General features: G+C 72.0%; 20 protein-coding genes and 1 pseudogene. 10 read left to right on the top strand and 11 right to left on the bottom strand.

Features of this window, described 5'->3' with window-relative positions; all coding sequences use genetic code 11:
* Positions 1–12 precede the first annotated feature (12 nt).
* The gene (locus ABD999_RS05830; RefSeq protein WP_219548798.1) at positions 13–1,167 is read left to right on the top strand and encodes an FAD-dependent monooxygenase; all 1,155 of its coding nucleotides are present in this window, start codon (positions 13–15) and stop codon (positions 1,165–1,167) included.
* Between the two features lie 68 nt (positions 1,168–1,235).
* Here ABD999_RS05830 and ABD999_RS05825 read toward each other — a convergent pair whose 3' ends face one another.
* The 3 genes from ABD999_RS05825 to ABD999_RS05815 form a co-directional block, all read right to left on the bottom strand.
* The gene (locus tag ABD999_RS05825) at positions 1,236–1,619 is read right to left on the bottom strand and encodes an STAS domain-containing protein (protein WP_271278558.1); all 384 of its coding nucleotides are present in this window, start codon (positions 1,617–1,619) and stop codon (positions 1,236–1,238) included.
* Positions 1,620–1,947: 328 nt separating this feature from the next.
* A complete protein-coding gene (locus tag ABD999_RS05820; RefSeq protein WP_345482600.1) occupies positions 1,948–2,733 on the bottom strand; it encodes an alpha/beta fold hydrolase in 786 nt (261 codons plus the stop codon).
* Positions 2,734–3,362: 629 nt separating this feature from the next.
* On the bottom strand, positions 3,363–4,394 hold the full coding sequence (locus ABD999_RS05815; protein WP_271278560.1) for a TerC/Alx family metal homeostasis membrane protein: 1,032 nt from the start codon (positions 4,392–4,394) through the stop codon (positions 3,363–3,365).
* A 378-nt stretch (positions 4,395–4,772) separates the two neighbouring features.
* On the opposite strand from ABD999_RS05815, the gene ABD999_RS05810 reads away from it, so the two are divergent.
* Positions 4,773–4,952 (top strand): hypothetical protein, encoded by a 180-nt coding sequence (locus tag ABD999_RS05810; RefSeq protein ID WP_271278561.1) that lies wholly within the window; start codon positions 4,773–4,775, stop codon positions 4,950–4,952.
* A 163-nt stretch (positions 4,953–5,115) separates the two neighbouring features.
* Here ABD999_RS05810 and ABD999_RS05805 read toward each other — a convergent pair whose 3' ends face one another.
* The gene (locus tag ABD999_RS05805) at positions 5,116–6,273 is read right to left on the bottom strand and encodes a cytochrome P450 (RefSeq protein WP_271278562.1); all 1,158 of its coding nucleotides are present in this window, start codon (positions 6,271–6,273) and stop codon (positions 5,116–5,118) included.
* A gap of 440 nt (positions 6,274–6,713) precedes the next feature.
* Between ABD999_RS05805 and ABD999_RS05800 the strand changes: the two genes are divergently transcribed.
* The 3 genes from ABD999_RS05800 to ABD999_RS05790 are packed head-to-tail and all read left to right on the top strand — an operon-like array spanning position 6,714 to position 10,776.
* Complete coding sequence (locus tag ABD999_RS05800) at positions 6,714–8,045, top strand: purine-cytosine permease family protein (RefSeq protein WP_271278563.1); 1,332 nt, start codon at positions 6,714–6,716, stop codon at positions 8,043–8,045.
* A gap of 29 nt (positions 8,046–8,074) precedes the next feature.
* Positions 8,075–9,667, top strand: a complete 1,593-nt coding sequence (locus tag ABD999_RS05795; protein ID WP_271278564.1) for a hydantoinase/oxoprolinase family protein — start codon at positions 8,075–8,077, stop codon at positions 9,665–9,667.
* On the top strand, positions 9,652–10,776 hold the full coding sequence (locus ABD999_RS05790; protein WP_271278565.1) for an S-methyl thiohydantoin desulfurase family protein: 1,125 nt from the start codon (positions 9,652–9,654) through the stop codon (positions 10,774–10,776). Before ABD999_RS05795 ends, ABD999_RS05790 begins: the two co-directional genes overlap by 16 nt.
* On the opposite strand, the gene ABD999_RS05785 is transcribed toward ABD999_RS05790, so the two are convergent.
* The 3 genes from ABD999_RS05785 to ABD999_RS05775 all read right to left on the bottom strand — a co-directional run bounded on the left by ABD999_RS05785 (position 10,773) and on the right by ABD999_RS05775 (position 13,271).
* Positions 10,773–12,164 carry a PepSY-associated TM helix domain-containing protein gene (locus ABD999_RS05785; RefSeq protein WP_271278566.1) on the bottom strand — a complete coding sequence of 464 codons (1,392 nt, stop codon included), beginning with the start codon at positions 12,162–12,164 and terminating at the stop codon, positions 10,773–10,775. The genes ABD999_RS05790 and ABD999_RS05785 overlap by 4 nt on opposite strands.
* A 138-nt stretch (positions 12,165–12,302) precedes the next feature.
* A complete protein-coding gene (locus tag ABD999_RS05780; protein ID WP_271278567.1) occupies positions 12,303–12,863 on the bottom strand; it encodes a hypothetical protein in 561 nt (186 codons plus the stop codon).
* 243 nt (positions 12,864–13,106) lie between these two features.
* On the bottom strand, positions 13,107–13,271 hold the full coding sequence (locus tag ABD999_RS05775) for an SAM-dependent methyltransferase (RefSeq protein WP_271278568.1): 165 nt from the start codon (positions 13,269–13,271) through the stop codon (positions 13,107–13,109).
* Between the two features lie 96 nt (positions 13,272–13,367).
* Between ABD999_RS05775 and ABD999_RS05770 the strand changes: the two genes are divergently transcribed.
* From ABD999_RS05770 to cobM, 3 genes are read left to right on the top strand one after another with little or no spacing between them, the layout of a single operon-like run.
* A complete protein-coding gene (locus ABD999_RS05770) occupies positions 13,368–13,754 on the top strand; it encodes a pyridoxamine 5'-phosphate oxidase family protein (protein ID WP_271278569.1) in 387 nt (128 codons plus the stop codon).
* Positions 13,751–14,053, top strand: coding sequence for a hypothetical protein (locus ABD999_RS05765; protein ID WP_271278570.1), 303 nt, complete (start codon positions 13,751–13,753; stop codon positions 14,051–14,053). The genes ABD999_RS05770 and ABD999_RS05765 overlap by 4 nt, the downstream gene beginning before the upstream one ends.
* 3 nt (positions 14,054–14,056) lie before the next feature.
* On the top strand, positions 14,057–14,800 hold the full coding sequence (gene cobM, locus ABD999_RS05760; protein WP_148032201.1) for a precorrin-4 C(11)-methyltransferase: 744 nt from the start codon (positions 14,057–14,059) through the stop codon (positions 14,798–14,800).
* Positions 14,801–15,039: 239 nt separating this feature from the next.
* Here the strand turns inward: cobM and ABD999_RS05755 are convergent, their stop codons facing one another.
* The 4 genes and pseudogenes from ABD999_RS05755 to ABD999_RS43865 all read right to left on the bottom strand — a co-directional run.
* Entirely contained in the window at positions 15,040–17,118 is a 2,079-nt protein-coding gene (locus tag ABD999_RS05755; protein WP_378525102.1) for a sensor histidine kinase, read from the bottom strand.
* Between the two features lie 115 nt (positions 17,119–17,233).
* Complete coding sequence (fmdA, locus tag ABD999_RS05750; protein ID WP_271278572.1) at positions 17,234–18,490, bottom strand: formamidase; 1,257 nt, start codon at positions 18,488–18,490, stop codon at positions 17,234–17,236.
* A gap of 27 nt (positions 18,491–18,517) precedes the next feature.
* Positions 18,518–18,670, bottom strand: coding sequence for a hypothetical protein (locus tag ABD999_RS05745; protein ID WP_271278573.1), 153 nt, complete (start codon positions 18,668–18,670; stop codon positions 18,518–18,520).
* 12 nt (positions 18,671–18,682) lie between these two features.
* A pseudogene (locus tag ABD999_RS43865) lies at positions 18,683–18,799 on the bottom strand (FmdB family zinc ribbon protein); the annotation flags it as partial.
* Between the two features lie 268 nt (positions 18,800–19,067).
* On the opposite strand from ABD999_RS43865, the gene ABD999_RS05740 reads away from it, so the two are divergent.
* Both ABD999_RS05740 and fdh read left to right on the top strand, forming a co-directional pair.
* A complete protein-coding gene (locus ABD999_RS05740) occupies positions 19,068–20,231 on the top strand; it encodes a cysteine desulfurase family protein (protein ID WP_271278574.1) in 1,164 nt (387 codons plus the stop codon).
* A gap of 79 nt (positions 20,232–20,310) precedes the next feature.
* Positions 20,311–23,487 (top strand): formate dehydrogenase, encoded by a 3,177-nt coding sequence (gene fdh, locus ABD999_RS05735; protein WP_271278575.1) that lies wholly within the window; start codon positions 20,311–20,313, stop codon positions 23,485–23,487.

Raw genomic sequence — 23,487 nt, 5'->3', positions numbered from 1 at the left:
AGCACACCTTTCATGCGCGCCATCATCATCGGAGCCGGCATCGCCGGCCTGGCCACTGCCCTGCGCCTGCACCAGATCGGCTGGGACACCCTCATCGTCGAACGCGCTCCCGCCCGCCGCGGCGGGGGCTACGCCGTCACCTTCGGCGGCATCGGCTACGACGCCGCCGAACGCATGGGCATCCTGCCCGGCCTGCTCGGCAAGGGCTTCATCACCGACGAACTCGTCTACCACAAGCCGAACGGCGACCGCCGCTTCTCCCTCGACCGTGCCACCATCGCCGCCACCACCGGCCGCCGCTCGATCACCATCCTGCGCGGCGACCTCGAAGCCGTCCTGTACGAGAAGGTCGAGGGCGGTGAGGGTGGCGCCGAAATCCGCTTCGGCGCCACCCTCACCGCCGTCGACCAGGACGAGCACACCGTACGCGTGACCTTGACCGACGGCACCGAGGAGGAAGGCGATCTGCTGATCGGCGCCGACGGCCTGCACTCGGCCACCCGCGCCCTGCTGTTCGGCCCGGAAGAGGACTTCCTGCTCGACCTGGAGCACAAGGTCGCCGTCTACATGCTCGACAAGCGCCCTGCCTCCATCGCCACCGGCGCCACCGGCACCCTGTCCTCCGGCGGCCGCACCGCCGCGGTCATCAGCATCCCCGACGGCCGCAACGTCGCCTTCTTCGGCTACCGCGCCGACCACGCCCGCCCCGGCGAGGACGTGACCACCGAACTGCGGCGCGTCTACGGCGACCTCGGCTGGGTCATCCCCGAAGCCCTGGCCGGACTTCAGCGGGCCGAGTCGGTCTACTTCGACACCATCAGCCAGGTCGTCGCGCCGTCCTGGAGCAAGGGCCGGGTGGTCCTGCTCGGCGACGCCGCCTGGTGCGTCACCCTGTTCGCCGGATACGGCTCCTCCCTGGCCGTCGGCGGCGCCGACCGCCTCGGCACCGAACTGGCGGCCCACCCCGGCGACGTCCCCGCCGCGCTGGCCGCGTGGGAGGCCGCCATCCGGCCCGAAGCCGAGCGCAAGCAGAAGCTCGGCCGCCGCGTCAAAGGCGTCTACGCCCCCACCAGCCCGCTGCTGCTGTGGCTGAGCTTGCTGCCCCTGCGGCTGGCCTCCCTGCCCCTGGTCCGCCGCTACATGATCCGCCGCTTCATCGAAGGCTGACCATCGGTCCATCTGGCCGACGGAAGATCACACCGCTTGCGGCCGGCGCTCGCGTGGGACCGCTCGTCTCAAGGCCGGGGCCAAGCCGGCGGAGGCGGTGAACTGACGGCCGGTATCGCCGCGTCCATGGTGTCGAAGATCGGCAGGTGAGCTTCCAGGCCAGTGATGCGCAGCCATCGTGTGACCGGTGCGCCGGGATGCAGGAAGGCCATGGCCACACCTGCTCGCTGCAGGCGTTGGTGGGCTGTGATCAGGCCGGCAAGCCCGGAGGAGTCGAGGAAGGCCAGAGCCGACAGATCGATCAGCACCGGCGTTTTCGCGTCGGTTGCCAGGTGCGTGTCCAGCCACGATCGCCATCTGGTCATGTTGTCCCAGCTCAAGTCTCCGGCGAGCCTGACGACGAGCACGCCGTGCTCTTCAACGACGCCCACGATGAGCGCGCTGTCGTTCATGCCGAATCCTCGCGTCGGCCGCCCGGCGGACGCGAAACGTCCTGTGAGGGCCCGGCGGAACACCGGACGACACCGCGGCTTCCTGATGGCGATACGGGCGGGTGGAGCCTGCTCGGATGGGCCGCCGCCGGCGGCAGAGCATCCACAGGGATCCCGGGGAAGGGGATGAACCAATCCCGTGTGCGCATATCGAGGGCCTCTGATTTCGGTCGGCGACAACAATTGCCGACCAGGCTTCCCGGCGCACCAATTTTGAGCGTAGCAAACGGTTACAGTCGGCAGAAGTGATGCCGTTATCGGACCAGCATCAAGCCCCACCGCGAGCGGTTCAGGTGCGCTTTCGCAGGGTGTCGAGGAGCGCGGGCAGGAGGGTCGCGTCCTCGTGCGGACCGAGATGACCCACGCCCGGCACATTCACCACGTTGGTATCCAGCAGGGCGAGCGCAGGCCCGTGAAGGCGGGCGGGCGGATAGAAACAATCCTCCTGACCGGTGGCCACCACCACCGGGGTGCCCCGCCAGCGGCTCACGAGGGGTGCGGGGAGCGGCGACGGAGCCAAGCTGGTGCGACTGTGCCGGGCGACCAGGGTCATCCACTCCGCCAGCCGGTGATCCGAGCCGTCCGTCTCGTGCGCTCGGCCGCTCATGTGACGCAGCAGCGACTGACTGCGCTCGACGGTCGGAACGGTCAGCCAGGGCAGCGTGACCCTGATCAGCGCGGGAGTCAGGCGGGCCCGGCTCAGACCGGCCGCGGACACCAGCACCAGGCCGCTGATGTGCGGCCCCGGGCGCGCCGCCAGGGCTACCGCCGCTCCCAGCGAGTGACCCACGACCACGACGGGTCCGCTGTCCAACTGGTCGACTATCTCTCCGACCCAGCGGCCGTAGCCGGCCAGGCGACCCCGCCCAGGCCGACGTGCCGTGCTCAGGCCCGGCTGGCCCGGCAGGTCCACCATGATCACCTGGTGGCCGGGGAGCAGAGCCTCGGCCACCTCCAGCGAGGTCGCGGCACAGAAGTTGGTGCCCGGCAGCAACACCACGCCGCGGCCCTGGCCGGCGCTGACGACCGCCGTGGTGCCCAAACTGGTCTCCAGGGTGTCGAGCCGGTGTCGCACCTTCCAAGAGCGCAGCCGCTCACGGCACCAGTCGCGCACTTCCCGCTCGCCCGCGGGTGAGGTGTAAATGGTGGGGGAGGCCAAAGGGGAGCCCTTCCTCGCAGGTGGGTCGATCATCTGCCGACCAGGCTTCCCGGCTCACCAACCCCGAGCCTCCGTGAGCGAGGCCAAGGCACGATGTCACCCTGGCAAAGATCCACGCCACCCGCAACAAGCATGCTGTGAGTTGCGAGATTGATCCGAACAAGTGGACCATGAGGGAGAACAGGCAGGGCTGGTGGAGCGGTTCCGGGTGCGCGGCGAGCGGCGCGACCGCTACCGGCTCGCCGAGGACGTCTCCGCCCGCGCGTTCCGCGCCCAGATGGCCGAGTTCGCGAGCTTCCACGCACTGGCGGAGCAAGGGCTCGAAGCGGTGGGCGGCGACCCGGAACGGCGCGGCGGCTGGAACTCATGCGCGACATGGCCGCAGGTCGCCGGGCACCGGCCGCAGCATCGTCGACGTCGAGGCCATCACCGACGCAGGCCTGCGACGCCGGCCGTTCGACCACGACCTCCGCCACGGCCAATCCAGGCGACCGGTTGCGAGGTCGGCGCGAACCCAAGAACAAGCGTCACCAGCGCCACGCGAGTCATCCGTCCGACGGAGGGACGGTGACACGTTGGACATCACGGTGGGCAGCGCGGCGGTTGGCGTGCAGGCTCGTGATCGTGACGGTCGTCAGGGCCACGACGATGACGCCGAGTGAGACCAGGGTGGGGATGTCCGGGACTGCGGGCCAGACGCTGTGCGCCCAGTTGAGGACGAGTTTGACGCCGATGAACCCCAGGATGACGCTGAGCCCGTGATTGAGGTGCCGCAGCTTCTCCAGCACGCCCAGCAGCACGAAGTACAGCGCCCGCAGGCCCAGCAGGGCGAAGGCGTTGGTGACGAAGACGAGGAACGGGTCTTCGGTGACGCCGTACACCGCGGGCACCGAGTCGACCGCGAAGACGATGTCGGTAGCGAAGACGGCCACGATGGCAAGCGCCAGCGGCGTCAGGGCCAACCGGCCGCCCTGGCGGACCATCAGGCGCGAGCCGCGGTACTCGGCGGTGACCGGCATGAAGTGCCGCAGCACATGGATGGTGCGCATGGAGGAGATGTCGACCTGCTGCTGAGTGCCGTGCAGCGCGTCTCTGAGGATCTTCGCTGCGGTGATGATCAGGATCACGCCGAACAGCAGGAACGCCCAGGTGCCGCTGGCCAGCGCGGCCGCGCCCAGGGCGATGAAGATCGCGCGCAGCGCCAATGCCCCGATGATCCCGTACAGCAGGACCCGCTGGGCCAGCTCACCAGGCACCGCGAAGGCCGACAGCAGCAGCATGAACACGAAGAGGTTGTCCACTGACAACGACTTCTCCACCAGGTAACCGGTGTAGAACCCCACCGAGGCCTGCAGCCCGAACGCGCGCCACACGTAGACGCCGAACAGCAGGGGCAGCGTCAGGTAGAAGACCGACCAGCCGACCGCCTCACGCATCCGTACCTCGTGCGGGCGCCGGGTCAGCACGAAATCCGCGCCCAGCAGCAGCGCAAGGCCGCCAACGGTGGTCGCCCACAGCTGCGGCGAGCCGATCGATTCCAGAGGGGCAGCCGTCATCAGCCCTATGGGGACGGGCATGGAACCTCCTCGGACCGGTCGGGCCTTTCGAGGTCTCCTTCGCCCACGACCGTGCGGGCGGCCGCCCGGGGACGAAGTCACGCCCGTACTGACCGGGCCGGCTCTTGGGAAGTACTCCCCTCGCCCTTCCAGGCTAGGCACACCGGTCCGGTCTGTTCCACTTCGGCGGCTCCCGCGATGATCGTCAAGCGTTTGACCGGCGCCGCAAGCTGGGCCGATAGTGGAAGAAAGGGGAGTACCCGTCGGACATCCCGGTCTGCACGCCTGGACAGGCCCGGCGGGATGGCCCTCCGGCCGACGCGGCTGCCGGGGCGGAGGGTGCGGGAAGACCTTCGTCCTCGTGGCGACACCTCCAGGCGAGGCCCAAGAGGAGTCCTCATGTCGATCACCGTGCTGCTGGAGATCCTGGCGGGCGTCCTGCTGATCTTCTCCGCGCTCGTGGCTGCCGCTGCGCTCTGGGTTCCACCGCCGCGGTCCCGCGCCGCCGTTCGCCGCCGTGCCGCCTCTCGCACGCCGCCTGTCGAGGACCGCCCGGAGCGGCCGGGGGCGCGGCTATGACGGGTAGCGGCACGTACCCTCAGTACGACGCGCGACCAAACTTGGCTACGAGGTGTCGACACTGATCGCCGCCCGGAGTGCGGCGAGGACATCACCTCAGCGGTGGATCAGCGCACCATTGCAGTACGCCTCTCAGGCTGCGGATCACTGCGCACCCACCGCTTCACCAGGTGACGTGGAGAGCCTTCGGGCCGGCGTCGACCCCGTCGCGGACCCACTCGACGCTCTCGGCCGGGCCCGCCAGGCACAACCCGGGCAGTTGCCGGGCCAGCGCTCCGATCACGGCCGCGACCTCGAGGCGGGCCAGCGGCGCGCCGAGGCAGTAGTGCACGCCGTGCCCGAACACCAGTGACGGGCTCGATCTCCGTTCCGGTACGAAGGCGTCGGGATCGGCGAAGTGCCGGGGATCGCGGTGTGCGGCCTCGAGGCGTACCAACACCAGGTCACCGGCTCGGATCCGGGTCCCGGCCAGCTCGACGTCGGTCTGGGCGAAGCGGGGGAAGGGCTCGCCTGTCTGTCCGGACTGCAGGCGCAGCACCTCCTCGACGGTCGCGCCCAGCCGCTCGGAGGCCGTGGCCAGGCGTCCCTCGCGCAGCAGCCTGAGCACGGCCGCGGAGATGGCGTTGCGGGCCGACAGGTATCCGGCGGAGACGATGGTGGCGGTCATGGCGACGAGCTCGCTGTCGCTGAGCCTGCCGTCCTCGGCGTCCCGTACGTTGATCAGCAAGCTGAGCAGGTCACCGCCGAGGTCCTCGCGCCGCGCCTCGACCAGGGTCGCGGCGTACGCCGACAGGCTCTCCCACGCCTGCGCGCCCTGGGCCATCTCCTCCTCGCCGCCGAAGACGAAGTCGACGCCGCCGGCGGCCCCGGCGACGGCCTGGAAGTGCTCGCGGTCGGCGATCTCCACCCCGAGCAGCTCGCTGATCGCCGCGATGGACACGGGCCCGGCCACGTCCGCGACGAGTTCGGCGGGCGGCCCGCCCCGGGCGATCGCGGCCACGTGGTCGTCCGCGAGCCGCTCGATCCGATCACGCAGCGCCTCGATCCCGCGCGGCCCGAACGCCTTCGACACCAGCCGCCTCAGCCGCCCGTGCGCCTCGCCGTCCTGGAAGAGCGTGTCGTTCCCGGGATGCGCGGTCCCGGGAGGGGCGAGCCCGAACCTCCGGTCCGCCAGGACGGCGGCGACGGCGTCGTAGGAGGTGACGAGCCAGGCGGGGCCGCCGCTGGGTGTCTTCACCTGGGCGATGGGGGTGGTCTCGCGCATGGCCGCGTACTCGGGAGGGGGTGTGAAGGGGTCGGGGCGGTCGTACGGGAGGGTCATCGCCTTCGGCGCCTTTCTTCGACGGGCAGCGGGTGTTCGCTCGCCTGGTGCCAGTCAAGATGTTGACGTCGCGTCAAGGTCAAGCCGATGGGATTCCGGGCTCTCCCGACGAACCCGCCACAGGCGCCGAATCACCGCGATCACGGCGATGACGGCGTTGCTGGCCGTAGGGTTGATCGGCTTCTTCGCCGACCCGCTGCACCTGCCGTCGGGGGGCGTCACCAAAATGCGGCTCGGCCGTCACGGAACCGGGGGGCGATCCCGGCGTCGAGCAGCATGAGCACCCCCGGCGTGTCACCGTGCTGGGCGCGGGCGTACAGCTTCCGCCGCGGCAGCCGAGCGGCCCGTTGAAAGCTGCACATACCGTGCCTCTTCTCGTGTGCGCCTCCTTTATCTAACGTCGCGTTGTCGGTGTAGATCACTGCTGCGAAGGACACACGATGGCGCAACCCCCCGCATCCGTCGGCTTACCCGCCGACACCGGCCTGGCCCGTGACGACTACGCACTCGAACGCGTCCCCGCCTCCGCCCGCTACGGCTGGACCACCATCGCCGTGCAACGGTTCGGTCTGCTGTCGGCGCTGTCGCAGTTCCTGCTCGGCGCCACCCTCGGCATGGGCATGACCTTCTGGCAGGCCGTCCTGGCCGTCACCCTCGGCGCCGTCATCCTCGAGGTCGTCGCGATCGCGCTGGGCATCGCCGGCATGCGCGAGGGCCTGTCCACCAGCCTGCTGGCCCGCTGGGCCGGGTTCGGCCGCTACGGCTCCGGCCTGGTCGGCCTGGTGATCGCGGTCAGCCTGCTCGGCTGGTTCGGCGTGCAGACCGCCGTGCTCGCCCAGGGCGTCTCCTCCCTGCTCGGCGGCTCACCGGCGTGGATCTGGGCGATCGCCGGCGGCCTGGCGATCACCGCGATCGTCGTGCACGGCTTCGCCGGGATGGCCTGGACCGCGTGGATCACCGTCCCGGCCTTCCTGGCGCTGGCGGGCTGGGCCATCGGCGTGGAGCTCGCCGAACGGCCGCTCGGCGAGCTGATCGCCTCCCAGCCCGCGGGGCCGGCGATGAGCCTCGCCCAGGGCGCCACCCTGGTCGCCGGCGGGTTCATCGTCGGCGCCGTCATCTCGCCCGACATGTGCCGCTTCAACCGCAACGCCGCCGACGTCGTCAAGCAGACCGTCCTCGGCATCTCGCTCGGCGAGTACGTGCTCGCCCTGGTCGGCGTCCTGCTCGCGCACGCGCTGCGCACCGGCGACGTGGTCACCATCGTCACCACCACCTCCGGCACCGTCGGCGTGCTCGTGCTGATCACCGCCACCGCCAAGGTCAACGACTGGAACCTGTACGCCGCCAGCCTGGGCGTCACCAACACCCTGCACACCGCGTTCGGGGTGAAGGCCGGGCGCGCCGCCGTCACCGTGGTGCTGGGGATCGTCGGCACCGCGCTGGCCGCCCTCGGCATGGCCGACCACCTGGTGGACTTCCTGGTCCTGCTGGGGGTGGCCATCCCGCCCATCGCCGGCATCATGGTCGCCGAGTACTTCGTGGTGCGCACCTGGCGCGCCGACCTCGACAGCTCGCGCGAGCGCGGAGAGCTGCCCGCCCACGCGCCCGGGTGGATCCCGGCCGCGCTGGTCGCCTGGGTGGCCGCCGCGCTGATCGGCCACTTCGTCACCGCGGGCATCCCGGCGCTCAACGCCCTGCTGGCGGCCTTCGTCCTGTACGCGGTCGCCGGCCGGCTCGGCCTGACCGGCGCGGCCCGGCCGTCGACGTCATGACCCGGATTCCCGGGAAGGAGCACGCGGCTGTGCGCATAGGGATCGACGTGGGCGGCACCCACACCGACGCCGTCCTCCTGGACCAGGACATGACCGTCGTGGCCGGCATCAAGACGGCCACCACGGCCGACGTCACCGGCGGCGTCGTCACGGCGCTGTCCACGCTGCTGGAAGGCAGCCGTCTCGATCGCGGCCGGATCTCCGCCGTCATGATCGGCACCACCCACTTCACCAACGCCCTCGTCACCCGCCGCCGGCTGGCCCGTACCGGCGTGGTCCGGCTCGCGCTGCCCGCCACCGCCGCGCTGCCGCCCACCTCCGCCTGGCCGGCCGAGCTGGTCGACGCCGTCCGCCCGGTGGTGCGTCTGTGTCACGGCGGCCACGAGTTCGACGGCCGGCCCATCTCCCCGCTCGATCCCGACGAGCTCAAGCGGGTCGCCGCCGACCTGGCCGCCCACGACATCACCACCGTGGCGATCAGCTCCGTGTTCTCCCCGGTCACCGCCGAGGCCGAGCTGGCCGCCGCGGACATCCTGCGCGCCGAGCTGCCGCACCTGCGCGTCAGCCTCTCCCACCAGATCGGCCGCATCCGCATGCTGGAACGGGAGAACGCCACCGTCGTCAACGCCTGCCTGCTCGACCTGGCCGACGAGATCGTCGACGCGTTCGCCGCCGCCCTGGCCGCCGTCGGCGTGTGCGCGCCGCTGTTCCTGTCGCAGAACGACGGCACGCTCATGGACGCCGAGTACACCCGCCGCTACCCGGTCAGGACGTTCGCCAGCGGCCCCACCAACAGCATGCGCGGCGCCGCGTTCCTGGCCGGGCTGGCCGACGCCGCGGTGGTCGACATCGGCGGCACCACCACCGACGTCGGCGTGCTGACCGGCGGCTACCCCCGCCAGGCCGGCACCGACGTCGACATCGCCGGGGTGCGCACCAACTTCCGCATGCCGGACGTGGTCTCCGTCGGCCTGGGCGGCGGCAGCCGCGTCACCCGGCGGCCGGAGCTGCGGATCGGCCCCGACTCGGTCGGCTACCAGCTGACCGAGCAGGCGCTGGTCTTCGGCGGCCGTACCCTGACCGCCACGGATCTCGCCGTCGCCGCCGGGCTGGCCGAGGTCGGCGATCGCTCGCTGGTGCGCGGCCTGGACCGTGACCTCGTCCGGCGCGGCGCCGCCTGGATGGCGGACCGGGTGGCCGGACTGGTGGATCAGATGCGGCTGAGCGCCGAGCCGCTGCCGGTCGTCATCGTCGGCGGCGGCGCCGTCCTCATGCCCGCCGAGCTCCCCGGCGTGCCCGAGGTGCGCATCCCCGGCCACCACGGCGTCGCGAACGCCATCGGCGCCGCCATCGGACAGATCGGCGGCGAGGTCGACCGGCTGTTCCTCATCGGCTCCCAGCTCACCCGCGACGACGTGCTGGACCAGGCCCGCGCCGAGGCGACCGGCCTGGCCGTCTCGGCCGGGGCGGTGCCCTCCAGCGTCGAGATCGTCCACGTCGACGAGATCCATGTGAACTACCTGCCGGGCAACGCCGTCCGTGTCATCGTGCGCGCCGTCGGCGACCTGGACCTCGGCCGCGCCCGTACTCCCGAGGAGGATCCGCAGTGGGCTACGACCTGACCCCGCAAGGGCTGCACGACCTGGCCGAAGGCGCCGCGGTGCTGGGCACAGGAGGCGGCGGCGACCCGTACATCGGCCGGCTCCTGGTGGAGCGGGAGATGGCCGCCGGCCGCCGAGTACGCGTCATCGGCGCCGACGAGCTGCCCGACGACGCGCTGGTGCTGCCGTCGTCGATGATGGGGGCGCCGACCGTGTTCGTGGAGAAGCTGCCCTCCGGCGGCGGCAACGTGGCCGCCTTCCGCGCTCTGGAAGAGCACCTCGGCCGCCGGGCGCACGCCGTCATGCCGACCGAGTGCGGCGGGCTCAACAGCATGATCCCGCTGATGCTCGGCGCCCAGCTCGACCTGCCCGTCGTCGACGCCGACGGCATGGGCCGCGCCTTCCCCGAACTGCAGATGCAGACCTTCGGCGTGCTGGGCGTGTCCGGCTCGCCCATGGCCATCGCCTCCGACCACGGCGATGTCTGCGTCATCACCGCCGGCGACAACAAGCGCATGGAACAGCTGGCCAGGGCGCTGACCATCCAGATGGGCGGCGCCTCCTACATCAGCGACTACCCCATGGACACCGCCGAGGTCCGCCGTACCTCCGTGCACGGCACGCTGTCGCTGTGCCGCGACATCGGCCGCACGCTGCGCGAGGCCCGCGCCGCGCACGCCGACCCCTTCGACGCGCTCACCGCCATGCTCGCCGGCACCATCTACAGCCTGGGCGTCGTGCTGTTCCGCGGCAAGGTCGTGGACGTCGAGCGCCGCACCGTCGACGGCTTCGCCCGCGGCAGGGCCCGCCTGCAGGCCGCGGACGATCCCGGCGACGTCCTGGAGATCACCTTCCAGAACGAGCACCTCGTCGCCCGCCGGGACGGTCGCGTCCTCGCCATCGTCCCCGACTTGATCTGCACCCTGGCCACCGAGACCGGCGCGCCCGTCCCCACCGAGTCGCTCGCCTACGGCCAGCGGCTGACCGTGTTCGCCATCTCCACGCCGCCGATCATGCGTACGCCTGACGCGCTGGCCTGCTTCGGCCCGGCAGGCTTCGGCCTGACCGACCCGTACGTCCCGCTGGAGAACCTCCTGCCCGGAAGCCTCGCGAAGACCCCAGCACCCTAGGCGCCTTCCTGCTGGGTCGCGCGGGCACGCAGGCCCAGCAGGACATCGACGGCCAGGAAGGCGAGCAGGGACAGGCCCATCAGGGGCAGGAACCAGCCCACAGCCGTGACGAGGAGGATCAGCGGTACGAGGACCGCCCAGCCCAGCCGGTGCCAGCCGCCGCGCGGGTACGGCTCGCCGAAACCGCGCGTGGGACGACGCTGCCACCACATCCGGTACCCGAGCACGATGAGCGTGATCGCCCCGGCGGCGAGCAGCATCAGCACGATCTGGTTGGCCAGGCCGAACAGCAGGCCCATGTGCCCGTCGATGCCCCACTGCGTGAGCTTGGCGGCGAGGTTGTAGTCGCTGAAGCGCAGCACGGCGGTGACCTGACCGGAGCCGGCGTCGACGGCGACCTGGTCGAGGCGCTGCGGAACCGTCTTGTCGATCTCCTTGATCACGTAGGGTGCGCCCGGCTCGGCGGGCCACACGATCTCCAGCGGGCCCGACAGGCCTTTACCCGCCCCGGCCCGGGCGACCTGATCGACGCTCACGGCCGTGCCGCCGTGCTGGTGGACTCCCTCACCGGCATGGGCGGCGTGGTCACCGGAGGACGTGGTGACCGCTGGCGTGGTCCAGCCGAGCGCGGTACGCACCTCGCCGACGTTCTCCCCGGCGTACGTGGACCAGGTCAGGCCGGTCGCCGACAGGAAGAGCAGACCCAGCACCGCCCACAGGCCGACGGAGCCGTGCCAGGACAGGCGCCGGCGCGCTCCCGGCAACGACCGGTCGGGCGCGAGCAGGCCGCGCAGGCGGCGGGTGCCGCGGCGCCTGGTGACCCAGAGCGTCAGGCCGCCCAGGGCGACGACCCACAGCCAACTGGCCGCCAGCTCGCTGTAGAGCCGCCCCGGCTCGCCCAGGTGCAGGTGACGGTGAAGGTTGGAGATCCAGGCGCGGACCGGGAGCGCGCCCGAGCCGCCGTAGCTGTCCAGGGTGCCGCGCACCTGACCCGTGTACGGATCGACGAAGACGGCCAGCTGAGTGCTTTCCGGCAGGCCGGGCACGTCCATCAGGACGCGGGTGCTCGCGTCCGCCGCTTCCGGGGTGCGCACCGCGGTGACCTTCCCGTCAGGTCGCGCGGCCTGCGCGGCGGCGACCTGCTGGCTCAGCGGCAGACGCTGCTCGCCGACGGGAACGGTCAGCTCGTGGCGGTGCGCGACCTGCTCGATCTGGAAGGAGGCGGCGTACAGCAGGCCGGTGGAGGCGGCGACGAGCAGGAAGGGAGCGATGAGGATCCCGGCGTAGAAGTGCAGGCGAAGGATCAGCGGCTTGAGCGCGGTCCAGGCCGACGCCCGGCGGGGGGACGGGTCGGGGCCGGCGGTGGGGCGGGTGTCAGTAGAGGTCACGAGAGTCTCCGTTACGGGCGCGCGCCACGACAGGTGCGTGCCGCCGCGAGATGAGGTGTTCGTCCGCGCGTCGGCGCGGCAGGGAGACGGGGGTGGCGGCAGCGGCCGGCCACGACCGTGAAGCGGGCTACGGCCCGATCAGAGAGCGGCAGCCAACAAGGGAGGCCCGCGGCGGCGCAGGCTGGAGGCGAGCAGGAGCCGCAGCCGGGCATGCTCGTGATGCGCCAGAGGGCGGCGCGGCAGGCGTGCGGTGACCGGCGAGACGGCGAGCAGCAGGCCGGCCCAGAGCACGCTCAGCGACGTGACGGCCAGGTGCGCGATCATGGCCAGGGCGGTCTCGCCGCGTTCCAGCCACCACGACGACAGCAGAGCCACCGCCACATGGACCAGGACCATACCCACCCCGGTGCCGCCGTGGGCGTGGGCGAGGGGGACGGCGGACGCCTCGGCGCCGGCGCTGAACAGGTGGTGCACGCAGTACTGGGCGGCGAAGCACGCGGCGAGCAGCGCGCCCCGGCCGTGCTGGCGGGCACCGATGGCGTAGGCTCCGCCCCAGGTCAGCCCCACCGCCGCGGCCAGGAACCCGGGCCGTACGGCCGCGCCCCCGGCCAGCACGTGCACGACGGCCGACACCAGCACGCAGACCACGGCGAACACCGTGGCACGCGACGCACGCAGGAAGGGCCGGCCGACATGCACCCGCACATCGTTCCCTGGGGGCACACCGCCGACACCCCGGAACCCGTCCGGCGTGGTGCTCGGCGAGGATGCCGCAGGCCGCGGGATCGCCTGCCGTGAACCTTTCACCCGCGGCGAGAGGACTCCGTACCGAGACGCGCGTCCTCAGTCTTGGGGCGGAGTGCGGCGCAGGAGGTACGTGTCCATGATCCAGCCCTTGCGGGCCCGGGCCTCCGCGCGGAGCCCGCGGATGCGTTCGCCCACTTAAGTCACCGGCCCGGACACGAGGATCTCGTCGGGCGTGCCCAGGTAGGCGCCCCAATAGACGGTGAAGTCGTCGAGGCCGGTGAAGGAGCAGTGGGCGTCCAGCATGACGACCGTGTCGTCGGCGGTGGGGCCCTCCGCGGCCAGGCGGCGTAGCCGCTTCACCCGTAGGGGTGTAGGCACTGGTGAGCGGATGAACGCGACCGGACCATGCCAGAAGCGTCGATATACGATGTTGGTCGCCATCGCCTGAGGAGGGTCGTGAATCTGGTCGAGCAGGGGGACGGCTTCGCCGCGTTCTGGCAGGAGCGGCATCTGTGCACGCTCGCCACCGCGCGTCCCGGCGGGCCCCCGCACGTGGTGCCGGTGGGCGCGACCCTGGATCTGGAGACCGCCACCGCCCGGGTGATCACCTCGGGGTCCTCGTACAAGGCCCGGCTCATCGGCGAGGCCGGCGCGCTGGTGGCGCTGTGTCAGGTGGACGGCCGCCGCTGGTCCACGCTGGAGGGCCGGGCCGTGGTGCGGGCCGAGCCGGAGCGGGTGGCCGACGCCGAACGCCGCTACGCCGCCCGTTACAAGCCGCCTCGCCCGAACCCGTCCAGGGTCGTCCTGGAGATCGAGGTCACCCGCGTGCTGGGCAACGTGTGATCACCGTCGTCGGCGTCGGCGCGGACGGCCGGGACGGACTGCCCGCCGACTCGCGGCGCGCGGTGGAGGCGGTGGAGGTGCTCATGGGCGCCCCCAGGCAGCTCGATCTCGTCCCCGCCTCCGCGGCTGAGCGGGTGGCCTGGCCGTCGCCGCTGCTCCCCGCGCTGCCGGGGGCCGAGCGGCCGGCTCGGCGGCGACCTGGTCAGGCTGTCGGTGCAACGGGCCTCACCCGTCGGCGGGTTCACCGGATGGCGGGCCGCGATGCCGGTGACCGTGTGGTCGGTCATCAGGAAGGATGAGCCGTGACCGTCTACTTCATCGGGGCAGGCCCGGGGGCCGCCGACCTGATCACGCTGCGCGGCCTGCGGCGGCTCCAGACGTCGCCGGTGTGCCTGTACGCGGGCTCGCTGGTGCCGCGCGAGCTGCTCGACTCGTGCCCGGTCGGCGCGCGGCTGGTGAACACGGCGGACCTGACGCTCGACGAGATCGTCGCGGAGCTGGTCGCCGCGCACCGGGCCGGACTCGACGTGGCGCGGCTGCACTCCGGCGATCCGTCGGTGTTCAGCGCCGTGGCCGAGCAGATGCGCCGCCTGGACGCGCTCGACGTGCCGTACGACGTGGTGCCGGGGGTGCCGGCCTTCGCCGCGGCGGCCGCCGCGCTGGGCAGGGAGCTCACCGTCCCCGGCGTCGGCCAGACGATCATCCTGACCCGCACGTCGGCCAGGGCGACGCCGATGCCCGACGGCGAGGACCTGTCCACGCTCGGGGCGAGCGGGGCGACGATGGTGCTCCATCTGGCCGTGCAGCGGATCGACGCCGTGGTGGCGGAGCTGCTGCCCTCGTACGGGCCGGACTGCCCGGTGGCGGTGGTGGCGCGGGCGAGCAGGGCGGACGAGGTGATCCTGCGCGGGACGCTGGCGGACATCGCCGGGCAGGTGCACGAGGCCGGGATCCGCCGCACGGCGGTGATCGTCGTCGGGCGGGTGCTGTCGGCGTCGGAGTTCCCCGACAGCCACCTCTACAGCGCGAAGCGGGCCAGGACGTGAGGCGGATCCTCATCCTGGGCGGCACGGCGGAGGCGCGGACCCGCGACAGAGGACACGGGCACCGGCCCGACCTGCCGGAAGAGCTGGTGGCGCGGGTGCCTACTACGCCTTCGCCTGGGACATGCTGCCCAGGAAGCTGGACGAGCAGAGCGCGGCGCTGCTGGACAACCTCGACGCCGCGAAGGTCTTCGGCGGCACCCCGGTGAGTGCGCGCTGATCAACCCTTGAGGTGGTCGTGCTCACCATCGAGGCTTCACGCCTGCCTCACCGACGTCAGAAGGCCTGGGAAGCGGGAACGTGGCCTCCACCTGCGTCCCCGGCCCGGTCAGGGGCGCCTGGGTGATCCGGCAGGTGCCGCCCAGCTCCGCGGCGCGCTCGCGCATCGAGGCGAAGCCGACGCCGGAGCGCTGGTGGCCGGTCAGCCCCTTGCCGTCGTCGCGGACCCGTACGACCAGCGCGTGCTCCGAGCAGGCCAGCGTGACGACGATCCGGGTGGCGTCGGCGTGCTTGCGCACGTTGGTCAGCGCCTCCTGCGCGATCCGATACGCCGCCACCTCCACGGCCGCCGGCAGATCGCGGGTCTCGCCCTCCACCTCGACCTGGACGGGCGGGCCCGGCTCAGCGGCGAGCGCGCGCACCGCCCCGAGCAGGCCCAGGTCGTCCAGGCTGGGCGGGCGCAGGCCGTAGACCAGCTCGCGGACCTCCTGGCTGACCGAGTCCATGCTGCCGCGCAGGTCCCGCAGCATCCGGTCGGCGGTGGACGGCACCTCGCGCAGGCGCAGCTGGGCCATGGTCAGGGACATCGACATGTTGGTGAGCGCCTGGCCGAGGCCGTCGTGCAGGTCGCGGCGGAGTCTGCGCCGCTCCTCCTCACGGGCGTTCAGGATGTGCTCCCTGGAGCGTTGCAGGTCGGCCGTCATCAGTACGGCGTGCGCGACGTCGGCGACGTGGACGGTCGCCGTGCTGATCAGCCGCTCGGTGTAGGCGGCGGAGAAGCGGCGCGGCCCTGGCGGCCCGATCAGCATCCGGCCGACCGGCTCGCCGTGCCACACCAGCGGCACGGCACGCGGGTCCGGACCGATCGTCCCCAGCTCCACCCGCATGCCCGCGGTGCCGGCCTCGGTGCCGGCCTCTGTGCCGACCTCAACGACGACCCCGGTCACGCCCAGGCCGTCGTGCACCACCGCCGTGACGGCGGCCAGCGCGTTCACCGGCTCGGTCTCGCCGACCTCGCGCGCCAGTCTCCTGGCCAGTTCCTCCGGCTGGCCGTGCCTGCCGTACAGCATCACGTCGGTGAGGCGGCGCAGACGCGTGCGCAGCGGCTGGAAGAACACGCCCGTCACCAGCGCGGCGGCCAGCCCCGCCACCTGGTCGTAGCCCGAGACCAGCAGCGCGGCCAGGGCGCCGGTGCCGAAGTAGGCCCCGCCGACCGCGGCGATCAGGCCGGTCGCGATGACGGTCCGGCTGATGACGGTGTCGATGCCGTACAGGCGGTACTGCAGCACCGCGAACGCGATCGTCACCGGAAGCAGCCCGGTCCAGATCGTCGCCGGCAGCCAGTAGGCCTCGCCGAGCAGCACGAACACCGTGTAGACGACGAACGCGCTCAGCGGCCAGGCGATCTGCCTGCGCGCCGCCGAGGTCGCGTGCCGCAGCCGTACCAGCAGGGAGATCAGGGCGAGCACCACACACGCGTTGATCAGCAGAGTCAGCGAGCGCGTCAGCACCCCCTGGTAGGGAGCCAGGGGCTCGATCGCCAGCGGATTCGGGATGACCTCCGGCCAGCGGTAGGTGCTCGCGGGCGGCGTCGGCCGCACGATGATGCGCACGCCCTCGACGACGGTCGCGGCCACCCCGGTGATCGCCACCGGCAGCCAGCGGCGGGAGGGCAGGCGATCGTCCGGTGAGAGCAGCGGCGTCAGGATCCCCAGCGCGCAGGCCCCGACGATCCAGCCCACGACGGCCAGGATGCGCAGCCATCCGGCGCTCTCCAGGTCGCCGGCCGACGCCTGCGCGAACTGCAGCCCGGTCACCATCACGTTGACCGCGCAGCCGAGGCCGCCGACACACATCAGCCAGGCGAGCTTCAGGCGAGGACGGTGCGCGATCAGGAAGGCGCCGATCAGCGGGAACATCAGGCCCGCGCCGTGGTCGGGCGCCAGGGGCGGCCACGGCGACCACTCCTCGGGCACCGATAACTGGATCGCGGTGCCGGCCACGGTCAGCGACACCGACAGCACGGCCAGCACGACGGACACCCACGCCCGCACCCGGCCCGCGCCCGGCGCGCCGCCCCCGTCTGCCTTCACTGCTCGCATCCCCTGCCCCGCGGAACTCTCAGCGCCCGTCGGCGAACCGACCAGGCGTCCGCGAGCATCAGCGTAGAACGCTATCCGGCGCGCATGGCCGCTGACCAGGCACGTGCCCGGTGGTTCAGCCGAAGGCGGCGTGCGGTGCGCTGGTGCCCTCCGGCACGCGGACCGGCCCGGACGCGCTGGGCCGTACGTCGACGTCGAAGATCGCGGTCGGCAGGTAGACCGTGGCGCAGGAGTTGGGGATGTCCACCACTCCCGACAGCCGGCCCTCGATCGGGGCGGCGCCGAGCAGCAGGTATGCCTGCTCGGGGTTGTAGCCGAACGTCGTCAGGTAGTCGATCGCGTGCAGGCAGGCCCGCTGGTAGGCCAGTTGCGAGTCGAGGTAGCGCTGCTCGCCGTCCAGCGTGACGGAGATCCCGGAGAACGCGAGCCACTCGCTGTACTGGGGGGCGGTGCGGCCCGGCATGAAGATGGTGTTCTCGCCGACGCGGTACGTCCGCATGCCGCCCTTGATGAGGTCGACGTGCAGGTCGACGAAGCCGCCCATCTCGATGGCGCCGCAGAAGGTGATCTCGCCGTCGCCCTGGGAGAAGTGCAGGTCGCCGAGCGACAGGTTCGCCCCGGGCACGAACACCGGATAGAAGACGCGGGAGCCCTGGGTGAGGTTCTTGATGTCCTGGTTGCCGCCGTTCTCCCGGGGCGGCGCGGTGCGGGCGGCCTCGCCGGCGATCCTGTCGAACGCGGACGAGGACACCGACCCGAGGATGGCGTCCTGAGGCTCCGGGGGCAGGGCCAGCGCCGGCACTCTCGCCGGGTCGGTGGCGATCAGCGCGCCCTCCCGCTGGTTCCACTTCGCCAGCAGTTCCGCCGACGGCGCGGTGCCCATGAGCCCGATGTGGGTGATGCCGGTGAACGACACCGCCGGGATGTGGCGCGAGGTGGCTTCCTGTCCGCGGAAGTCCCAGATCGCCTTGTAGGCGTCGGGGAACTGGTCGGTGAGGAACGAGCCGCCGTTCTTCTTGGCGAAGATGCCGGTGTAACCCCAGCCCTGGCCGGCCAGGGGGCCGCTGTCCTCCTGGGGGATGGGACCCACGTCGAGGATGTCCACGATCAGCAGGTCGCCCGGCTCGGCCCCCTCCACCGCGAACGGGCCGCTGAGCGCGTGCACCTTCGTCAGCGGGGCGTCACGGATGTCCTCGGCGGAGTCGTCGTTGTGGATCGCGCCGTCGAACCACTCCCGGCAGTGGACCCGGAAGCTGTCGCCCGGCTTGACCCGCGCCACCGGCGGGATCTCGGGATGCCAGCGGTTGTGACCGATCTTGGCCTGGTCGGTGAACTTCTTGGTCGAGTCGAGCGGGAAGATCAGCTCTGGCACGGCTGGATCCTTTCGGCACAGGGACGGTCACGGGCGCGGCAGGCGACCGGTGGCGGGATGGACGGGCACCGCGGCCGGGGCGCGGCGCGGCGGCAGGGACGTGACGACCTCGGGCTCGGAGGCGCTGCGCTCCGCCCGCCGCAACCGGGCCGACAGGGCGGCCGGAGTGCGCGCCAGCATCGGCGCCGAGAACCTCCGCGTCGAGGTCGCGCCGCAGTCCGGGCACCGCACCGCGGCGGGTGCGGTGCCGATCGGAAAGGCGACCTCGATGTCGCGACAATGCGGACAGCGATAGCCGTATGTCGCCATAGAAGGTGCCTCCCGCGCGTGTTCGAACAAAAGCCCCAGGCCACGACGTCTTATCGACGTGACCTGGGGAAACATCCTCAGAAACGGATATACGCAACTTAACGTGTGAATGAGCTGCAATCGATCGCACTTCTGCCAAGCTTGCTCGCGGAGTAAGGCAGGTCGCCGAATACCTAGGCAAAACCCATGCCACGGACATCCCGTATGTTCATGGCTGATCGACGGGAGTACGTTGCGGAGTCACGCCTGGTCAGAGCAAGATCGGTACGTGAGCGAGAACGACGGGGCCCAGGCGCATCCCGCGCTGGCCGGTGGCGCGCTGTACCTGGACTACAACGCCACCACCCCGGTCGATCCCGAGGCGCTGCGGGCCGCGCTGCCCTACCTGACGACGCACTTCGGCAACCCCTCCAGCGGCCATTCCTATGCCGGTGAGCCGCGCCGGGCCGTGGAGCGCGCCCGCGGCCAGGTGGCCGGACTGCTCGGCGCCCGACCCGGTGAGATCGTGTTCACGAGCGGCGGGTCCGAAGCCGACACGCTGGCCGTCCGCGGTGCCGCCCTCGGCTCCCCGGGGCGGCAGGTCGTCACCCTGGCCACCGAGCATCCGGCGGTGCTGCGCTCCTGCGAGAGCCTGCGCGCGGACGGGTTCACCGTGACGCGGGTGCCGGTGGACCCGCACGGCCGCGTCGACCCGGACGTGCTCCACGCCGCCGTCCGGGAGCGGCAGACCGCCCTGGTCTCGATCGCCTACGGCAACAGCGAGACCGGCACCCTGCAGCCGATCGCCGAGCTGGCCGCCGTCGCGCACGAGTCGGGGGCCCTGTTCCACACGGACGCCGCGCAGGCCGCCGGGAAGGTGCCCCTCGACGTGTCCGCCCTCGGCGTGGACCTGCTGACGATGGTCGGCCACAAGATGTACGCGCCCAAGGGCGTGGGCGCCCTCTACGTGCGCTCCGGCACCCGGCTCCATCCGCTCATCCACGGCGGCGGCCAGGAGGGCGGGCTGCGGGCCGGTACGGAGAACGTCGCCCTGGTCGCCGCCCTCGGCAAGGCCGCCGAGCTGGCCCGGCTCGAACTGCCCGGCAGCGCCGTACGGCTGGCCGCCCTGCGCGACCTGCTGCACGCCGAACTGGAGGCCCGGTTGCCCGGCCGGGTCCATCTCAACGGTCACCCGGCCGAACGGCTGCCGGGGACGCTGAACGTGAGCATCGACGGCGTCGGAGGCCGGGCCCTGCTGGCCGCGGTCCCCGGCATCGCCGCCGCCACCGGATCGGCCTGCCACGAGGGCGTCGACGCCCCCTCGCCCGTACTGCTCGCCATGGGCCTGCCGGCCGGGCGGGCGTCCGAGGCGGTGCGGCTGTCCCTGGGCCGGTGGAGCACCGAGCGGGAGGTGCGGCAGGCGGCGAGGCTGATCGCCGAAGCGGCCGCCTGAAACGTCACGTCCACGGACGTGACCAGTCCGCCCGCGAGTCGCCGGAATATGCCCTCCGAAACCGGGCATGGATCGCACCATGGCAGGAAGGGGATGGCCGGCCCGCTGGCCGGTGATCCGGCAGCTCAGAGGCCAGGACGGCAGGGGCGACGCGGCACGGTCGCGCCGCACCGACGCCCTGCGCCCGCGCACCGAGGACGCCGCCTCGGTGGCCCGGTCCATCTGCCCCTACTGCGCGGTCGGCTGCGGCCAGCTCGTCTACGTCGAGGGCGGCAAGGTCACCCAGATCGAGGGCGACCCCGACTCCCCGATCTCCCGGGGACGGCTCTGCCCCAAGGGGGCGGCCAGCAAGCAGCTCGTCACCCATCCGGGACGCCAGACCCAGGTGCTCTACCGCAGGCCGTACGGCACCGGCTGGGAGCGGCTCGACCTGGACACCGCGATGGAGATGATCGCCGACCGGGTGGTGCGCACCCGGCGGGAGACCTGGGAGGACACCCACGAGGGCAAGGTCGTGCGCCGCACGATGGGCATCGCCAGTCTGGGCGGGGCGACGCTCGACAACGAAGAGAACTACCTGATGAAGAAGCTGTACACCGCCCTCGGCGCCATCCAGGTGGAGAACCAGGCGCGTATTTGACACTCCTCCACCGTCCCCGGTCTGGGGACCAGCTTCGGGCGTGGCGGCGCGACGACCTTCCAGCAGGATCTGGCGGAGGCGGACTGCATCGTCATCCAGGGCTCCAACATGGCCGAGTGCCACCCCGTCGGGTTCCAGTGGGTGATGGAGGCCAAGGCGCGCGGGGCGAAGGTCTTCCACGTGGACCCGCGGTTCACGCGCACCAGCGCGCTGGCCGACCGGCACCTGCCGATCCGCGCGGGCAGCGACATCGTGCTGCTCGGCGCGCTGATCAACCACGTGATGGCGAACGAGCTGGACTTCAGGGAGTACGTGCTGGCGTACACCAACGCCGCCTCCCTCGTGTCCGAGGACTTCCGCGACACCGAGGACCTCGACGGCCTGTTCTCCGGCTGGGACCCGGAGACGGCCACGTACGACCCGAGGAGCTGGGCGTACGAGTCCACGCCTGAGGGCCACCCTTCCGAGCAGGCGGAGGGCGGAGCCCGGCACGCCAAGACGGCGGGGCCGGACACCTACGGCGCGCGCGGGGCCGCCGTGCACCCCAGCCCGCCCACGGACCCGACGCTGACCCACCCGCGCTGCGTCTACCAGATCGTGAAACGGCACTTCGCCCGCTACACCCCGGAGCTGGTCGAACAGCTCTGCGGCATCCCGCGTGACGACTTCGCCGAGCTGGCCGAGGCGATCACCGCGAACTCCGGCCGCGAGCGCACCACCGCCTGGGTCTACTCCGTCGGCTGGACCCAGCACAGCGTCGGCGCGCAGTACATCCGCACCGCCTCGATCCTGCAGCTCCTGCTGGGCAACATGGGACGGCCCGGCGGCGGCATCCTGGCGCTGCGCGGCCACGCCAGCATCCAGGGCTCGACCGACATCCCGACGCTGTTCAACATCCTGCCGGGCTACCTGGACATGCCGGACGCCGGACGGCACGAAGGCCTGGACCACTACCTGGAGCTGGAGGGCGGCAGCACGGGCTTCTGGGGCAACCGGCGCGCCTACCTGGTGAGCCTGCTCAAGGCGTGGTGGGGCGAGGCCGCCACCGAGGAGAACGACTTCTGCTTCGGCCACCTGCCGCGCATGACCGGCGACCACGGCCACTACACCACCGTGATGAACCAGATCGACGGCATCGTGAAGGGCTACTTCGTGGTGGGGGAGAACCCCGTGGTCGGCTCCTCCGGCGGCCGGGCGCAGCGCCTCGGCCTGGCGAACCTCGACTGGCTCGTCGTCCGTGACCTGGCCCTGGTGGAGACCGCCACGTTCTGGCTGGACGGCCCGGAGCTGGAGACGGGCGAACTGCGCACCGAGGACATCGGCACCGAGGTGTTCTTCCTGCCCGCCGCGAGCCACGTGGAGAAGGAGGGCACGTTCACCAACACCCAGCGGCTCCTCCAGTGGCGGGAGAAGGCGGTCGACCCGTCCGGCGACTGCCGCAGCGAGCTGTGGTTCTACTACCACCTCGGCAAGCTCATCAGGCGGCGGCTGACCGACGACGAGATCGACCGGCCGGTGCGCGAGCTGACCTGGGACTATCCGGAGCTCGGCGTGCACGGCGAGCCCTCGGCCGAGGCCGTGCTCCGCGAGATCAACGGGGTCGGCCCCGACGGGCGGGCGCTGTCGTCCACCAGCCAGCTCCGCGCCGACGGCTCCACGGCCTGCGGCTGCTGGATCTACTGCGGGGTGTACGCCGACGAGGTCAACCAGGCCGCCCGCCGCCGCCCCCGCCGGGAGCAGACCGCGGTGGCGCCCGAATGGGGCTGGGCGTGGCCGGCCAACCGGCGCATCCTGTACAACCGGGCCTCCGCCGATCCCGAGGGCCGCCCGTGGAGCGAGCGCAAGGCGTACGTGTGGTGGGACGCCGAGCGCGGCGAGTGGACCGGCCACGACGTGCCCGACTGCGAGATCGGCAAGCCGCCCGGTTACGTGCCGCCCGAGGGCGCCTTCGCCGAGGACGCGCTCGCCGGGACCGACCCGTTCATCATGCAGTCCGACGGCAAGGGCTGGCTGTACGTGCCGCTCGGGCTCGTCGACGGCCCGCTGCCCGCCCACTACGAGCCGCACGAGTCTCCGGTCGCCAACCCCCTTTACGCCCAGCAGGCCAACCCGGCACGCCACACCTACAACCGGCCGGAGAGCCCGTACAACGCGCCGGACGGACGTTTCCCCTACGTGCTGACGACGTACAGGCTGACCGAGCACCACACGGCGGGCGCGATGAGCCGGCCGCTGGCCTACCTCGCCGAGCTGCAGCCCGAGCTGTTCTGCGAGGTGTCGCCGCGGCTCGCCGCCGAAGCGGGGCTGACCAACGGCGGCTGGGCCACGATCGTGACCAGCCGCGCCGTGGTGGAGGCCAGGGTGCTGGTCACCGGGCGGATGCGGCCGCTGCGCCTCGGGGGCGTGATCGTCCACCAGGTCGGCCTGCCGTACCACTGGGGGTGGGGCGGAGGAGGCCTGGTCACCGGTGACGTCACCAACGACCTGACGCCGCTGGTCCTCGATCCGAACGTCTACATCCAGGAAGGCAAGGCGATGACCTGTGACGTGCGGCCGGGGCGCCGGCCGAGGGGCCCGGCGGCGCTCGACCTGCTGGAGAGGTACCGCCGTGGCTGA

It is taken from the genome of Nonomuraea ferruginea (assembly GCF_039540635.1).
Lineage (GTDB): Bacteria > Actinomycetota > Actinomycetes > Streptosporangiales > Streptosporangiaceae > Nonomuraea > Nonomuraea ferruginea.
Note: the sequence above shows the minus strand (reverse complement) of the source record. Positions and strands in the feature narration are given on the sequence as shown.

Excerpts from the sequence above, each read along its gene's own strand:
- ABD999_RS05800 (WP_271278563.1), top strand. The coding sequence starts at position 6,714 with ATGGCGCAACCCCCCGCATCCGTCGGCTTACCCGCCGACACCGGCCTG.
- ABD999_RS05810 (WP_271278561.1), top strand. The coding sequence starts at position 4,773 with ATGTCGATCACCGTGCTGCTGGAGATCCTGGCGGGCGTCCTGCTGATC.
- ABD999_RS05805 (WP_271278562.1), bottom strand. The coding sequence starts at position 6,273 with ATGACCCTCCCGTACGACCGCCCCGACCCCTTCACACCCCCTCCCGAG.
- ABD999_RS05745 (WP_271278573.1), bottom strand. The coding sequence starts at position 18,670 with ATGCTGGCGCGCACTCCGGCCGCCCTGTCGGCCCGGTTGCGGCGGGCG.
- ABD999_RS05830 (WP_219548798.1), top strand. The coding sequence starts at position 13 with ATGCGCGCCATCATCATCGGAGCCGGCATCGCCGGCCTGGCCACTGCC.
- ABD999_RS05755 (WP_378525102.1), bottom strand. The coding sequence starts at position 17,118 with ATGCGAGCAGTGAAGGCAGACGGGGGCGGCGCGCCGGGCGCGGGCCGG.
- ABD999_RS05815 (WP_271278560.1), bottom strand. The coding sequence starts at position 4,394 with ATGCCCGTCCCCATAGGGCTGATGACGGCTGCCCCTCTGGAATCGATC.
- ABD999_RS05825 (WP_271278558.1), bottom strand. The coding sequence starts at position 1,619 with ATGAACGACAGCGCGCTCATCGTGGGCGTCGTTGAAGAGCACGGCGTG.